Source organism: Luteibacter sp. 9133, from assembly GCF_000800155.1.
GTDB lineage: Bacteria > Pseudomonadota > Gammaproteobacteria > Xanthomonadales > Rhodanobacteraceae > Luteibacter > Luteibacter mycovicinus.
This window is the reverse complement of sequence record NZ_JUHO01000001.1, coordinates 2684318-2699132: the sequence shown is the minus strand read 5'-3', so window position 1 is coordinate 2699132 and position 14815 is coordinate 2684318. Positions and strand designations below refer to the sequence as shown.

General features: G+C 62.5%; 12 protein-coding genes and 1 tRNA gene. 11 read left to right on the top strand and 2 right to left on the bottom strand.

The genetic code is table 11. From position 1 onward, the window contains the following. The first annotated feature begins 3 nt into the window (after positions 1-3). From nuoH to FA87_RS11525, 10 genes are all read left to right on the top strand, one after another. Positions 4-1026: an NADH-quinone oxidoreductase subunit NuoH gene (gene nuoH, locus FA87_RS11570; RefSeq protein ID WP_036112211.1), complete on the top strand. Its 1023-nt coding sequence runs from the start codon at positions 4-6 to the stop codon at positions 1024-1026. 5 nt (positions 1027-1031) lie between these two features. Continuing rightward, positions 1032-1523: an NADH-quinone oxidoreductase subunit NuoI gene (gene nuoI / locus FA87_RS11565; RefSeq protein WP_036112213.1), complete on the top strand. Its 492-nt coding sequence runs from the start codon at positions 1032-1034 to the stop codon at positions 1521-1523. A 19-nt stretch (positions 1524-1542) separates the two neighbouring features. Continuing rightward, positions 1543-2202 carry an NADH-quinone oxidoreductase subunit J gene (locus FA87_RS11560; RefSeq protein ID WP_036112216.1) on the top strand — a complete coding sequence of 220 codons (660 nt, stop codon included), beginning with the start codon at positions 1543-1545 and terminating at the stop codon, positions 2200-2202. Beyond that, positions 2199-2504, top strand: a complete 306-nt coding sequence (nuoK, locus tag FA87_RS11555) for an NADH-quinone oxidoreductase subunit NuoK (RefSeq protein WP_036112219.1) — start codon at positions 2199-2201, stop codon at positions 2502-2504. The genes FA87_RS11560 and nuoK overlap by 4 nt, the downstream gene beginning before the upstream one ends. Positions 2505-2508: 4 nt before the next feature. Beyond that, a complete protein-coding gene (gene nuoL / locus FA87_RS11550; RefSeq protein ID WP_036112222.1) occupies positions 2509-4563 on the top strand; it encodes an NADH-quinone oxidoreductase subunit L in 2055 nt (684 codons plus the stop codon). A 14-nt stretch (positions 4564-4577) separates the two neighbouring features. Next, a complete protein-coding gene (locus tag FA87_RS11545) occupies positions 4578-6089 on the top strand; it encodes an NADH-quinone oxidoreductase subunit M (protein ID WP_036112225.1) in 1512 nt (503 codons plus the stop codon). Between the two features lie 13 nt (positions 6090-6102). Continuing rightward, complete coding sequence (gene nuoN / locus FA87_RS11540; protein WP_036112228.1) at positions 6103-7563, top strand: NADH-quinone oxidoreductase subunit NuoN; 1461 nt, start codon at positions 6103-6105, stop codon at positions 7561-7563. A 240-nt stretch (positions 7564-7803) separates the two neighbouring features. Continuing rightward, positions 7804-7880 (top strand) — tRNA-Met (locus FA87_RS11535). 143 nt (positions 7881-8023) lie between these two features. Further along, positions 8024-8293, top strand: a complete 270-nt coding sequence (locus tag FA87_RS11530) for a hypothetical protein (protein WP_036112231.1) — start codon at positions 8024-8026, stop codon at positions 8291-8293. Positions 8294-8335: 42 nt separating this feature from the next. Further along, positions 8336-9313 (top strand): DUF6338 family protein, encoded by a 978-nt coding sequence (locus FA87_RS11525; RefSeq protein ID WP_156128545.1) that lies wholly within the window; start codon positions 8336-8338, stop codon positions 9311-9313. Between the two features lie 129 nt (positions 9314-9442). Here the strand turns inward: FA87_RS11525 and FA87_RS11520 are convergent, their stop codons facing one another. Next, entirely contained in the window at positions 9443-11188 is a 1746-nt protein-coding gene (locus tag FA87_RS11520) for an FAD-binding protein (protein ID WP_043698031.1), read from the bottom strand. Positions 11189-11579: 391 nt separating this feature from the next. Further along, entirely contained in the window at positions 11580-12803 is a 1224-nt protein-coding gene (locus FA87_RS11515) for an MFS transporter (RefSeq protein WP_052191326.1), read from the bottom strand. A gap of 499 nt (positions 12804-13302) precedes the next feature. Between FA87_RS11515 and FA87_RS11510 the strand changes: the two genes are divergently transcribed. Next, positions 13303-14664 (top strand): ankyrin repeat domain-containing protein, encoded by a 1362-nt coding sequence (locus FA87_RS11510; RefSeq protein WP_043694682.1) that lies wholly within the window; start codon positions 13303-13305, stop codon positions 14662-14664. Positions 14665-14815 lie beyond the last annotated feature (151 nt).

Sequence of the window (14815 nt, the reverse complement as noted above, 5' to 3'; positions counted from 1 at the left end):
ACCATGGCCGATCAACTCTTCGACCACCTGTTGCTGCCGATCCTCTTCATCCTGGCGATCGTGCTGCCGCTGGTCATCGGCGTCGCACTGTACGTCTGGTGGGAGCGCAAGGTGCTGGGCTGGATGCACGTCCGCATGGGGCCGAACAAGGTCGGTCCCGCCGGTCTGCTTCAGGCCTTCGCCGACGTCGTCAAGCTGCTGCTGAAGGAAGTCATCCTTCCGACCAACGCCAACCGCGTGCTCTATTACCTTGCGCCCCTGCTGGCGCTGGTGCCGGCACTTGCCGCGTGGGCGGTGGTGCCGTTCGGTCCGGAAGTCGTGCTCGCCAACGTCAACGCCGGCGTGCTCTACCTGCTGGCCATGACCTCGATGGGCGTGTACGGCATCATCCTCGCCGGCTGGTCGTCCAACTCGCGTTACGCGATGCTCGGCGCCATGCGCGCGGCGGCTCAGGTCATCTCGTACGAGCTGGCCATGGGCATGTCGATCGTCTGCGTGCTGGTGCTCACCGGTAGCCTGAACCTCTCGGCTATCGTCAACGCGCAGGCGGGCAACTTCTTCACCTGGTACTGGCTGCCGCTGCTGCCGGTGTTCGTCGTCTACTTTGTCTCGGGCGTGGCGGAAACGAACCGCGCACCGTTCGACGTGGCGGAAGGCGAATCGGAAATCGTCGCGGGCTTCCACGTCGAATACTCCGGCTCGCCGTTCGCGCTGTTCTTCCTCGCGGAATACGCCAACATGATCCTGGTCAGCTTCCTGACCTCGATCTTCTTCATGGGTGGCTGGCTGTCGCCGTTCCCGGAATCGTGGGGCCTGCTCGGTCACGGCGGTTTCCACTGGCTGTTCATCAAGGCCTTCATCTTCGCCTTCCTGTTCCTGTGGTTCCGCGCGAGCTTCCCGCGCTACCGCTATGACCAGATCATGCGCCTCGGCTGGAAGGTCTTCATCCCCATCACTATCGTCTGGGTCCTCGTCGCCGGCTGCTTGAAGTATTTCGGCTGGGTCCATCTCGGCACGGGAGCCTGATCGCCATGACCCGCGTTATCCATTACCTGAAGAGCCTCCTGCTCCTCGAGCTGTTCGCCGGCATGGGCCTGACCATGCGCTACATGTTCAGCCCGAAGTACACGATGCGCTACCCGTTCGAGCACATCCCCAAGTCGAACCGCTTCCGTGGCCTGCACGCCCTGCGCCGTTACGCCAACGGTGAAGAGCGCTGCATCGCGTGCAAGCTGTGCGAGGCGGTGTGCCCGGCCCTGGCCATCACGATCGACTCGGCTCCGCGGCCGGAAGACGGCCAGCGCCGCACCACGCGTTACGACATCGACCTGTTCAAGTGCATCTTCTGCGGTTTCTGCGAAGAGAGCTGCCCGGTCGACTCCATCGTCGAAACGCACGTGCACGAGTACCACTTCGAACATCGCGGCGAGAACGTGGTGACCAAGGGCCAGCTGCTGGCCATCGGTGACCGCTTCGAGCAGGACATCGCTGCCGCCCGCGCGCAAGACGCGGCTTACCGCTGAGGCGCCCGGAGAACAAGCGATGAATACCGATCTGCTCCAACTCATCTGTTTCTACCTCTTCGCCGGCATATCCGTGATTGCCGCGCTGATGGTCATCACCGTGAAGAACTCGGTCCATGCCGTGCTCTCGCTGGTGCTGACCTTCTTCAGCATGGCCTGCGTCTGGCTGCTGGCCGAAGCGGAGTTCCTCGCCATCGCCCTCGTCGTCGTCTATGTCGGCGCGGTGATGGTGCTGTTCCTCTTCGTCGTCATGATGCTCGACATCAAGCAGGAGGTCGTCCGCGAGGGCTTCATCCGCTACCTGCCGGTCGGCATCATCGTCGCCCTGGTCATGCTGGTCGAAATGCTGGCGATGATCGGCGTCAAGGCCATGCACGCCCATACGCTCGGTCCCAACCCGGCGGGTGAGTCCAACGTCGCCTGGCTGGGCAAGGCCCTGTACACCGACTTCCTGCTTCCGTTCGAGATCGCCGCACTGATCCTGACCGTGGGCGTGGTGGCCGCCGTGGCCCTGACTCTCCGCCAGCGTCTGGGCGTGAAGCACCAGACCGCCTCGCAGCAGGTGGTGGTCCAGGCCACCGACCGCGTCCGCGTGGTCAAGGTCGCCAGCGAAACCATGGCTTCCGTCAGCCCGGCTCCGGCCCCGGTTGTCGATCCGACGCAGGAGAACGCCAAGTGATCACGCTTTCCCATTACATCGTCCTCGGCGCGATCCTCTTCTGCATCGCGGTCGCCGGACTGTTCATCAACCGCAAGAACGTGATCGTGCTGCTCATGGCGATCGAGCTCATGCTCCTGGCGGTGAACACCAACTTCGTCGCCTTCTCGCGCTTTTTCGGCGATGTCGGCGGCCAGGTCTTCGTGTTCTTCATCCTCACCGTGGCCGCGGCGGAATCCGCCATCGGCCTGGCGATCCTGGTCCTGCTGTTCCGTAACCGCAGCACGATCAATGTCGCCGAAATCGACAGCATGAAGGGTTGATCCGATGAGTCTCTCGCTTTCAATCCTGCTGACGATCGCACTGGCGCCGCTGGTGGGCTCGATCCTGGCCGGCCTGTTCGGTCGGGTGATCGGCCGGGCAGGGGCGCACACCGCGACCATCCTCGGTGTCGGCATCTCCTGTGCCCTTTCGTTCTACGTGCTTTACCAGCTGGTCTTCGCCGGTGCGCAGAACTTCAACCAGGACATCTACACCTGGTTCGAGATCGGCAAGTACCACGCGTCGGTCGGCTTCATGGTCGACCGTCTCACCGCCATGATGATGGTGGTGGTGACCTTCGTGTCGCTGCTGGTGCATCTGTACACCATCGGCTACATGGAAGAAGACCCGGGCTATACGCGCTTCTTCAGCTACATCTCCCTGTTCACCTTCTCGATGCTGATGCTCGTCATGAGCAACAACTTCATGCAGCTGTTCTTCGGCTGGGAAGCGGTGGGCCTGGTGTCGTACCTGCTGATCGGCTTCTGGTACAAGCGTCCGACCGCGATCTTCGCGAACCTCAAGGCATTCCTGGTCAACCGCGTGGGTGACTTCGGTTTCCTGCTCGGTATCTCGGCCATCCTGTACTTCATGGGGACGCTGGACTACCAGACCGCCTTCGACCACGCTCCCGAGCTGGTCGGCAAGACGCTGCAGATCACGCAGAACCATGCGTGGGACGCCGCGACCGTGATCGGCATCCTGCTGTTCATCGGTGCCATGGGCAAGTCGGCCCAGGTGCCGCTGCACGTGTGGCTGCCGGACTCGATGGAAGGCCCGACCCCCATCTCCGCGCTGATCCATGCGGCGACGATGGTGACCGCCGGTATCTTCATGGTCGCGCGCATGTCGCCGATCTTCGAACTGACCGAGGGTGCGCTTTCCTTCATCCTGGTGATCGGTTCGACCACGGCCTTCTTCACCGGCCTGATCGGTATCGTGCAGAACGACATCAAGCGCGTTATCGCGTACTCGACGCTCTCGCAGCTCGGCTACATGACCGTCGCGCTCGGCGTGTCCGCCTATAGCGGCGCCGTGTTCCACCTGATGACCCACGCCTTCTTCAAGGCGCTGCTGTTCCTCGGCGCGGGTTCGGTGATCATGGGCATGCACCATGAGCAGGACATGCGCTACATGGGCGGCCTGCGCAAGTACATGCCGGTGACGTGGATCACGATGTGGATCGGCTCGCTGGCCCTGGCCGGTACGCCGTTCTTCTCGGGCTTCTATTCGAAGGACGCGATCATCGAGGCCGTCGGCGAGTCGCATCGCTGGGGCGCGACGTACGCTTACTTCTGCGTGATGGGCGGCGTCTTCGTGACCTCGCTGTACAGCTTCCGCCTGCTGTACATGACCTTCCATGGCAAGGAGCGCTTCACCGTCGAGCACAAGGCGCATGGCCACGGTCATGACGCCCATGCCGACCACCACGACGACGCGCACGACGATCACGGCCATCACACGCCGGGCGTTCTCGAGCATGCACCGCACGAGTCGCCGTGGGTCGTCACCGTACCGCTGGTGCTCCTGGCCATTCCGTCCATCCTGATCGGTGCTTTCACGGTCGGTCCGATGCTGTTCGGCGACTGGTTCGGCAAGGCGATCCACGTCAACGAAGCCAACAACGTGCTCGGCGAACTCGGTCACGAGTTCCACGGTGCGCTGGCGGCCGGCCTGCATGGGTTCCTGCAGCCGCCGTTCTGGATCGCGTTCGCGGGCTTCGTCGTCGCCACCTACGTCTACCTGTTCAACCCGTCCGTTGCCGACAAGGCGAAGAACGCGTTGAAGCCGGTGTTCAACCTGCTCGACCACAAGTACTGGATCGATGAACTCTACTTCGCGGTGTTCGCGAAGGGCGGCGTCAAGCTGGGCGAAGGTCTTTCGAAGGTGGGCGATACCGCCATCATCGACGGCGCCATCGTCAACGGCTCGGCCGGCCTCGTACAGCGCATCGCGAGCGGCACCCGTCGCCTGCAATCCGGATTCCTCTTCCACTACGCGTTCGCCATGATCCTCGGTCTTATCCTGCTCCTCGGCGGGTACTGGCTGATCGGGCAATAAGGGAAACGAGCTATATGTCGAATCACTTGCTCAGCCTGCTGATCTGGCTTCCGGTCGTCGGCGCCATTCCGGTGCTGTTGGCCGGCGCCGGTCGTCCGGGTCTCGCCCGCTGGATCTCGCTGCTGGTCGCGGTTGCCACCTTCGCCGCCAGCCTTGCCCTCCTGCCTGCCTACGATGCCTCCACCGGTACGCTTCAGCTCAACGAATCGTTCAGCTGGATTCCGTCACTGGGCATCAACTACTCGCTGGCCGTCGACGGTATTTCCGTCGCGCTCATCGTACTGACCACCTTCACCCAGATCCTCGTGATCGTCGGTGCCTGGGAAGTCATCCAGAACAAGCCGCACCAGTACATGGCGGCCATGCTGATCCTCGAAGGCATGATGATCGGCGTGTTCTGCGCGACGGACGCGTTGCTGTTCTACGTGTTCTTCGAAGCCATGCTGATCCCGATGTTCATCCTCATCGGTATCTGGGGTGGTCCGCGCCGTGTGTATGCCACGCTGAAGTTCTTCATCTACACGTTCTTCGGCTCGATCTTCATGCTGATCGGCCTGATCTACCTGTATCACAAGACCGGCGGCAGCTTCGCCATGGCCGACATGGCCAACGTGCACCTGACGATGACCGAGCAGAGCTGGCTGTTCTTCGCCTTCCTGCTGGGCTTCGCTATCAAGGTGCCGATGGTGCCGGTACACACCTGGCTGCCCGATGCCCACGTCGAAGCACCTACCGGCGGTTCGGTGGTGCTGGCGGCGGTCATGCTGAAGATCGGTGGCTACGGCTTCCTCCGCTTCAGCCTGCCGATGGTGCCGGACGCGTCGCATCACTTCGCCTGGCTGGTCATCGTCCTCAGCCTGATCGCGGTCTGCTACATCGGCTACATCGCGCTCGTGCAGCAGGACATGAAGAAGCTGGTGGCGTACTCGTCGATCGCCCACATGGGTTTCGTCACTCTGGGTATCTTCATCGCCTTCCTGCTGGTGCGTGAGTCGAACAATGTCGAGGCCGCGCGCCTGGGCATGCAGGGCGCCATGGTCCAGATGATTTCGCACGGCTTCATCTCCGGCGCGATGTTCAGCTGCATCGGCGTGCTGTACGACCGCATGCATACCCGCCAGATCAAGGACTACGGCGGCGTCATCAACGTGATGCCGATCTTCGCCCCGTTCTACGTGCTGTTCGCCATGGCCAACAGCGGCCTGCCGGGCACCAGCGGTTTCGTCGGCGAGTTCATGGTCATCCTGGCCTCGTTCAGTGCCAACCCGTGGATCGCGCTGTTCGCCGCGTTCACGCTGATCATCGGCGCGGCCTACACGCTGTGGATGGTCAAGCGCGTCCTCTGGGGCGACGTCAAGAACAAGCACGTCGCGGAACTGACGGACGTCAACGGTCGCGAGATCTTCATGCTGAGCGCGTTCGCCGCCGGTGTGCTGGTCTTCGGTATCTGGCCGGAGCCGCTGGTCCACCTGATGGATGCCTCGGTTGCTCGGATCGTCGAGCAGCTGGCCATCACCAAAGTCTGAGCGGGAACTATCCATGCCTGGTATCAACGACATCCTGATCCTGCTTCCCGAGGTTTACCTCGTGCTGGCGGCCTGCGTCCTGCTTCTCATGGACGCGTGGCTCTCGCCGGCACAGAAGGGCGCAGTCCACTGGCTTTCCATCCTCGTCCTGGTGATCGGCGCGTACCTCGTCGTCAGCGGTCAGCCGGACACCAGCATCACCGCCTTCAGCGGCATGTTCATCCGCGACGGCGTGGCCGAAGTGCTGAAGGTGTTTTCGCTGCTGATCACCGCGGTGATCTTCGTCTATGCGCGTCCTTACCTTAAGGCGCGGGCGATTCCGTTCGGCGAGTTTTATACGCTGACCATCTTCGCCACGGTGGGCATCATGTTCCTGGTGTCCGCCGGTAGCCTGGTGACGGTGTACCTCGGTCTCGAACTGCTGACGCTCTCGTCGTATGCGCTGGTCGCGCTGAACCGCGATTCGCAGCTGTCGTCGGAAGCGGCGATCAAGTACTTCGTGCTGGGTGCGCTGGCCTCGGGCATGCTGCTGTACGGCATGTCGATGGTCTACGGTGCGACCCACAGCCTCGACCTGCACACGATCCACGCCGCCATCGTCAACACCGAGTGGAAGACTCTGCTGCTGTTCGGCCTGGTCTTCATGATCGTCGGCATCGGCTTCAAGCTGGGCGCGGCTCCGTTCCACATGTGGATCCCGGACGTGTACCAGGGTTCGCCGACCGCCGTGACCATCTTCATCGGTTCGGCGCAGAAGCTGGCGGCGTTCGGTATGGCCTATCGTCTGCTGTCCACCGGCATGGGCGATATCGCCGGTGGCGCGACCGGCCTGGCGCCGCAGTGGCAGATGATGCTGGCAACGCTGGCGGTGCTTTCGCTGGCGATCGGTAACCTCGTCGCCATCGTGCAGACCAACCTCAAGCGCCTGCTGGCCTATTCGACCATCTCGCACATGGGCTACCTGCTGCTAGGTCTGGTCAACGCCGGTCCGGAAGGCTACTCGGCCTCGATGTTCTATGCGGTCAGCTATGCGCTCACCAGCGCCGCGGCCTTCGGCATGATCATCGTTCTGTCGCGTTCGGGCTTCGAGTGCGAAGAGATCGACGACCTCAAGGGGCTCAATCAGCGTTCGCCGTGGTATGCGTTCCTCATGCTTCTGGTGATGTTCTCGCTGGCTGGTGTGCCGCCGCTGTTCGGTTTCTTCGGCAAGCTGCTGGTGCTGAAGGCCGCCGTCGACGCGGGCTTCCTCTGGCTGGCCCTGGTCGGCGCCGTGTTCGCCATCATCGGCCTGTACTACTACCTGCGCGTGGTGAAGATCATGTACTTCGACGCACCGGTGGAAGGCACCGACGTGCGTGCCGTCGCCGACGCGCCGTCGCGCTGGGTACTCTCGATCAACGCGCTCGCGCTGCTCGTGCTGGGCTTCACCTGGTCGCCGCTGCTGGCCTGGTGCCAGAAGGCGTTCGCCAGCTGAGGCTGACGTCGCCCGATGAATGACGGAAAAGGCGCGGACCTCGGTCCGCGCCTTTTTTTATGCGTCTTTCGCCCACAGGATCGGTTCCATGGGCTGGGACCGTAGTGGCGTATCGGGCGGGGAGGGTGGCGAATAAGGGCGGGGTGACGCCCTGGTTCTGAGCCGATGCGAACTTTCCCGATTATTTGTTGCAGAACGCTTGCAAGAATCCGGCCATGTCCGTATACTTGCTGACTCTGATGCGGGGTGGAGCAGTCTGGCAGCTCGTCGGGCTCATAACCCGAAGGTCGTAGGTTCGAATCCTACCCCCGCTACCAGTTTTCTAAAAAGGCGCTGACTCTGGTCAGCGCCTTTTTTCTATGCGGCGACGGTACTGTCAGAGAATCCTTGCTGCCGGTGGAGCCCCCAGCCTATTGAATACCAAGTGGCGGCGCGCAAAGTGTCGCTGGGAGGAGCATCGATGGCGACGTTCAAAACGTTTAAGAAAGCGACACTCAAGTTACTCGACTCTCAGTCGAAGGCTGGTCTCGGGTTGAGCACCCAGCAGCGAGTCGATAGCTTGGTCAAACTTGCTCAGAGTTTCGCGCGAGAAGAGGTCGCCACCGCACGCGATCGGGCCATGCGTGTCTCGGGCGATGCCCTGTACGTGCGTGGCAATGCTGGCCTGTACACCTCAGAGGCTGAGGGCAAAAAGGCGATGCAATCGATAGAGCGTCTCCGAAAAAAGTAGGCATTTATATCGGCGGCAAGTTTTTCACAGGGAAGCGCGAACTTGGGCACATCTAGTGGCGCTTCACTAGTAGGGATTTTGCCGCTGCTCGCGGCGGGTTTCATTTTTAACTCAATTTTCTATCGAACGCGCTTTCGACTGGCGCGCGCAGATGGACAGCGGCAGTTTTTCTCATGCGTGATCGCAGGCTTCAGCATCGGCTGCATCGCGTTTGCCATAGCCGCGTCGCTACGGCGACACCTTCCCTCAGAGGGCCCGTTTCGCGAATTGATGGACTGGTTCCACCAGGCAATTCCCGTTCCCTACAGCATGACGTTCCTCGGGGCGATCATGCTCGCAGCGTTTTTTGGGCATGCGGCGAATGGGTACTTGTGGTGGCGGAAACGCCTTAAGGCACCAGCTGATAGCAGGCGTGTAAGCGTGTGGACTTACTGGCGCGAGATGTCCGAGCACGTCACCGCTCTCGATGAGCTGGTTCGCCGTGCTGTCTCTGATGACTCACTCGTCATGATTTGCCTCAAATCGAGGAAGGTCTACTGCGGTCTGATCTCCGGAATTCGTGGGGTGCATGAATCCGCTATGGTGCACATCCAGTTAATTCCGGCGTTCTCCATAACACGAGACAAAGATTCGCTGAAGTTCTTGCCGGAGACTCGAACGGAATACAGGGCATTCTCATTAAAGCGCGCGTTTGATCGAAAAGCGTCGTTGGATAGTGAGATCAGAGACATAGCCAGACTCGTGCGCGTGCTGAGGGCGGTGAGGTCGATGTCGGAGGCATCCCCGGATGAGCCGACTATCGCGGGGGTGAAGAATTATGGTCGCCAATTGATTCGGGAGCGTACCGATCTCGTGGAAAATCTGGCTCGGTACGGTGCACTTCAATCCTTCGATGCTACAGAATGGCTGAAGGTGATCCCAGCCTCCGAGATTGAGTCTGCATCGCTTTATAAAGACGGCGATTTGACCGATGGTTCTCGACGCCATCGGTTCAGGTCAGCTAGGAGAGTACTCCGGTAATCGACCCATTTTTGATGGGCGCCTAAGCGCCTTGCTCGAATGGCGGTAGGCGCACACGCATGAGCTCGCGTGCGAATTGCGCGGAACTCGTGAGGCGACTGATCCGCGCGCGGCGGGATAGCACCTGCCTCAGCCGATCCCGTTTCTCACCGCGAATATTCCTTCGGGATCGTACTTCCGCTTGGCCGCCGCGAGTCGAGGTACGTTCGTCCCCCAGTACGCTTTTTTATAGTCCTTCTGGAAGAAATCGCTTTCGGAAAAATACGCGCCCGCACCCGGCGCGACGCGCGTCAGGCGCGCATACGATTTCCGCGTCGCGTCTTCACCTTGCTGCGCCTTCGCATCGTCCCGATGCATGCCGGGCAGCCCCTCGAAAACCGCCGGACCACCGTTCGCAATGATGGCCAGGGCGAAGGCGTCCAGCACGTCGGGATTCATCGCAGTGTCGCGTGCCTGCGCCAGCGTCTCCGCGGAAGCACCGAACAACCCCTTGTTGAAATGCAGCGAGAAGCCCAGCTCGCGTGATGCCTCGACGATCGCCGTGGCCAGTGTCTCCACCTGATTGTCCTGAAGCAGACGCGAAGGCAGCCATGCCGACGTATACGCATGGATGTACGTTCCCACCTGTTCCTTATCGCCCGCCCACATCATGTGATGAGCGGGCGCGCCCGGCCTGTCGTCCGGCACAGCGAAGGTCAGGCCGTACTTCTGGTAGAAAGCGAGGTCCCAGAAGTGCCGCGCCGGCATCGCCTTCAGCCAGAACGGCTTGACCCACGTGTAAGCCGGTCGGCCCGCAACCCACTGCAGGAAGAGTTGCCACGCCGCCTTCGCCTCGTCTTCGCTGAGTCCCTGGAACAACATCGAGAGATCGATGTGGCGGTCGCCATGGAATTCGATCTGCTCACCCCAGTGGGGATTGCAGAGGTTCTCGCGAAAGTGTCGAAGTACGTGCGCGACGAGCGCGACGAAGCTCGCATCGCTATCCGCCTCGATGCGTCCGTGGACCCCGCCGATCTGTTCGGGCAAATCGTGCGTGCGGAAGGTGAGGCGGGTGATGACGCCGAAGCTGCCACCGCCACCGCCTTTCAATGCCCAGAACAGCTCGGGATCCTGAAAGGCGTTGACGATGCGGATCTTTCCGTCCGCCGTGACGACCTCCGCCTCCAGCAGGTTTGACGCACCGGTGCCGAAGCCCTTCGAGAGACTGCCAAAGCCGCCGCCGTTGGTGAAACCGGCGCACCCGACTGTCGTGCAGCCGCCGCCCTGGATGTAGCGACCGCCTACCGTGGTCACCGCGTGGTACGCGTCGATCCACATGGCGCCCGCACCGACGTGGGCTGCGGGTACGCCGATAGATCCGGAGGCAGCCCCCTGGGGAACGAAGCTGTCGATCATCTCGACGGTGTTCATCCGGCGGGTCCAGATGAGCAGGGAGTCCGGTGCGTTGGACGCACCGAGGTAGCTGTGGCCGCCGCCACGAACGACCAGGCGCACCCGGCGCCGACGAGCCCAGGCGATGGCCGTGGCGATGTCCTGGGCGCTCTCGGCTGCCAGGACGCGGGCGCTGGGCGTCGACGTCCATGCCCGGAAGTAGGCGCCGGTCTGCGTGAGGCCCGGCTGATCGCCGACGTAGAACTGGTTGCCGATGTGGGCGAGCGCGTCTGCGCGGGTGGCAGGATCCAGCAACGGGTTCTTCGGTATCGAGAGACGGCCACCCACCTGACGGTTCAGCGCGTCCCAGTCGGCATCGGTCGGCCAGCCGGATGCTCCGGGTTTCAGCCAGCGACCGCCGCCGGTGACGAAGGCGTCCACCTTGGCCGCGAGGGGCAGCAGGGGCAGGATGAGAGCGGTCTTCAGCAGGGTGCGGCGGTCCATGGTCGGTCTCCTTTGGTTGCCGTCGATCGTGCGCCGCGTGGCCCGTGCTGTCGCGCCTGTTGGGATGAATATCGCCGGTCCGGGGACGAATCGCGGGGTGGCAGGGACGGGCGGGTGGCCGGATTCGCGTAACCATGCCGGGCGTCGCGGCCCACTATCGGGGTGGCGAAGCAGGGCAGGTCTCTTCTGTGCATCCCGGCACCCTTCACGTAATCGCACGTCACGCCCACCCACCGCAGTGGGCGATCGAACTGGACCGCTGGATTGATCTCGCGTTTCTCGCTCTGTGCGTGGGAGCGCTGACCGGTCTGCTCGTCCACACCTATGCCCTGGTCTGTGCACGATGGCGTCGGGAGGGAATCGACGGGGCGCTCGAGCGGGCGAGGGATCGCTATGGGATACGACGGTCTTGACCCCGGGAGCGTCTCATCGATGAAGCAAGTCCCCACGCCGCCAGCGCCGCGATCACCATCCCTCCCACCCAGGGCACATGCACCCCGACAGCAAACAGCGCGGTGCCGGTCGCGGGCCCGACGGTGTCCTTGATGTCGTTCGCAACCGACATAGCGGCCATGTAGGTCGCACGGTTGCCGTCCTGGGCCATGGCATTGACCGCGGCGGGAACGAGCGGCCCGAATAACATGTCGGCGAAAGCGAAGCCGGTCATCGCGACGATCAGTGTGGTCAAACCGGACGACAGCATGAGCGCCACGAACGCCATCGCCAGCACGACGCCACTGGCGACGATCAGTGTCGATTCCGACGCGTTCCGCGTCACTCGGGTAAGCGGAAACTGGAAGACGACCACGAGCAGCGCGCCGTAGGTGAACAGGCTGCCGACACCGGATGGCGTAAGCGTGTGCCCGCCGTGCGCATAGAGAGGAAGCACGGCCTCGATCCAGCTGCTCGACATCTCCAACAGGACGACCCAGGCCAGCAGACCGGCGAGGCGACGATCGCGGAAAGCGGGAAGCAGCGAGGCGAGCCCCTCTTCATCGTCATCGTCCGCCAACGAACCGGCGCGGCGCGTCTCCGGCAACGCCAGGGCGACAAGGCAGGCGCACGCGAACAGGGCAACTGCGGATCCGAGAAACACGGTTCCGAGGGAATGCAGGACCAGAACGGCCCCGACGGCCGGGCCGGCGGCGCGCCCGATGTTCGACATCACTCGCGCCAGGGAGAAGTAGGAACGTGTTTTCTCGCCGGGAATGGTGTCCGCGATAACGGTGGCAATCGTCGGATGCAGGACGCTCTCGCTTACGCCGATGAAGAGCAGGACACACGCGGCCTGGAAAACCCCATGCGAAAAATAAAGCATCGCAAATCCAAGTCCGACGCCCAGTGTCGAGCAAAGCAGTACAGGCCGTCGCCCTATATGGTCGGCGATGCCGCCGATAAAAGGTGTCGCGAGAATCTCTCCGCCCGCGTAGCAGCCGAAGAGCACGCCGATCCACGCCACGGGAATACCGGCTTCGCCCTGCGCCCATAAGGCGAAGAACGGCAGCATGGCGCCATCGGCGAATCCAACGAGAAGGAAAAGAAGCAGGGCGATCGATGCCGGCCGCTTTACAACAGACAGGAACGAGAGGTTCCCGGTGAAGCGTTGGGTAAACATATTCACGTCACACACTCCGCGCAGCGAACAGCCGCTCACGGAGAGCCGGTCTGTCCAGATATGCGCGTTGGTTGACGTAAACGCTTACGGCTACGCCCGACGGGGTAGCGGGGAAAATGCTAGCACCTGGCCGTAAAACCGTGCAAGCGTGGCCTGCGCATGCTCGCAGGATCGTGCGAAGATCGGCAGGTGCGCCACGCGCGGCGCGGGAGAACAACGAATGCACGGACGGATGCGGTACGCGGCGGTTCTGAGTTTCCTTTTCATGTCGGCCACGGTCAGGGCCGCGGCGCCTGGTCCGTGTTCGCCCGAGCAACTGCTTGGCCACCCAGTCGATGAGTCAGACACTGCATCCCATCGCAGGTTTCCCGCGCCCCTGATCGACTATCCCTTCGACACGAAAGCGGAGCGATGGGGATTTGATCTGTTGCTCCGGATAGACACGGAAGGGCGCGTAACTTGCTTCAGTACGGGAGCGAATCTGGATGGCGAATCGCCGATGGCGGTTTCCCGGCGCGCGCTCCTGGGGCGACTGGCCCACTGGCGGTATGCGCCCTTCGAAGTCGATGGTGCACCGGTGACCGCCATCGTTTCGGAGATGGTGGCCGAGGTGGAACGTCCTGCCCGTCGCGTTCCGGCTCCGAAAGCGCCACTCGCGGACATTCGAATGTCGCTGTCGCGTGGGCAGTGCTATGGCGCGTGCCCTTCCTATCGGATCGAAGTCCGGGGTGATGGAAGCGTCATCTACGAAGGCGCCGATTACGCCGACGTCTCTGGGCGCCACGCGTATCGCGTGTCACCTGCCGCCGCGGCCGCGCTCGCGCGCCGCATCGAAACGACGAACCTGTGGTCGTTACGACCGGTCTATCATGCACCGGTGACCGACCTTCCGGTCTATAAGGTCACGATCGCCGTGGGTCACGACGTTCATACGGTCGAGGACTTTCTGGGGAGTTACGTGGGCATGCCGCCGGAAGTGGTCGAGTTCGAGCGCGCCATCGACGAGGTCGGGAGGGCGGACAGGTGGATTCATCTCTCCCAGGAAGCGGTCACGACGATGGCGGCGGAGGGCTTCCGTTTCGACTCAGCCGAGGCCGGAGAGATCCTTTTTCGAGCCGTGTCCAATGAGGGATCGCATGATGACGCAGCCATGCGTCGCATGATCGAACTCGGTGCGCCGGTCACGCATACGCTTCCCGACGAAACGCTTGGTTTTCGACCGTATCTGGGTTCCTTGCTGGAGGAGGCCTTGCGTTACGGCCGAATCACTCTGGTGGATCCATTGATCGCCCGGGGTCTTCTGGACACGGCAGGGCGACGGGATCAGGCGAAGATCGACAGTGCGTTTCGCGCCGCGATCCGCAGTGGCGACCTCGCGTCCGTCAAACGCATCTGGGAAGAGCATGCGACCGAGCCGCATCCCTCGCTGACCTTCAGTGACGACGCGGATCACGACGCGGAGGCACGGCGAGTGCCTGTGACATTGCTGCTCAACCACTTCAGTACCGACAAGCGGCGCTGGCAGGGTGAAGCGATTGCGCGCTGGCTCGTCGAGCGCGGTTGCGATCCCAGGGCCGCGGCAGCCGATGGCAATACGCTGCTGCACATCGCGGCGAGTGCCGGGGACATCGGCATGGTGCGGTATGCACTCTCGGTCGGCATCGCCCCATCGACGCCGGGACGTTATGGGCTGCCCGCACTTGGTGGCGTCGACCGCGAAAATATCGCCATGCTCCTCCTTGAAAAAGGTACGGACCTTTCGGCCATGAACGGTGGACCCGCCTCGTTTCGGAAATATGCTGTCGGGCGACATTGGGTGCAGGTCGTTGCGTGGATCGATGCCATGTCCCCGGCGAAGTGACCGACACCGGCTTCCGGATGCCGGGCTGGGTTGCGCCCGGTGAGGCGTGCGAGTGGCTTTGACCGTCGCGAGGCACGCGGGCTATGACGAGTGACACTTGCTCACCCTCGGCCCACGTCCTAGGTTACTCCCGTACATTCACAAGGAAGAC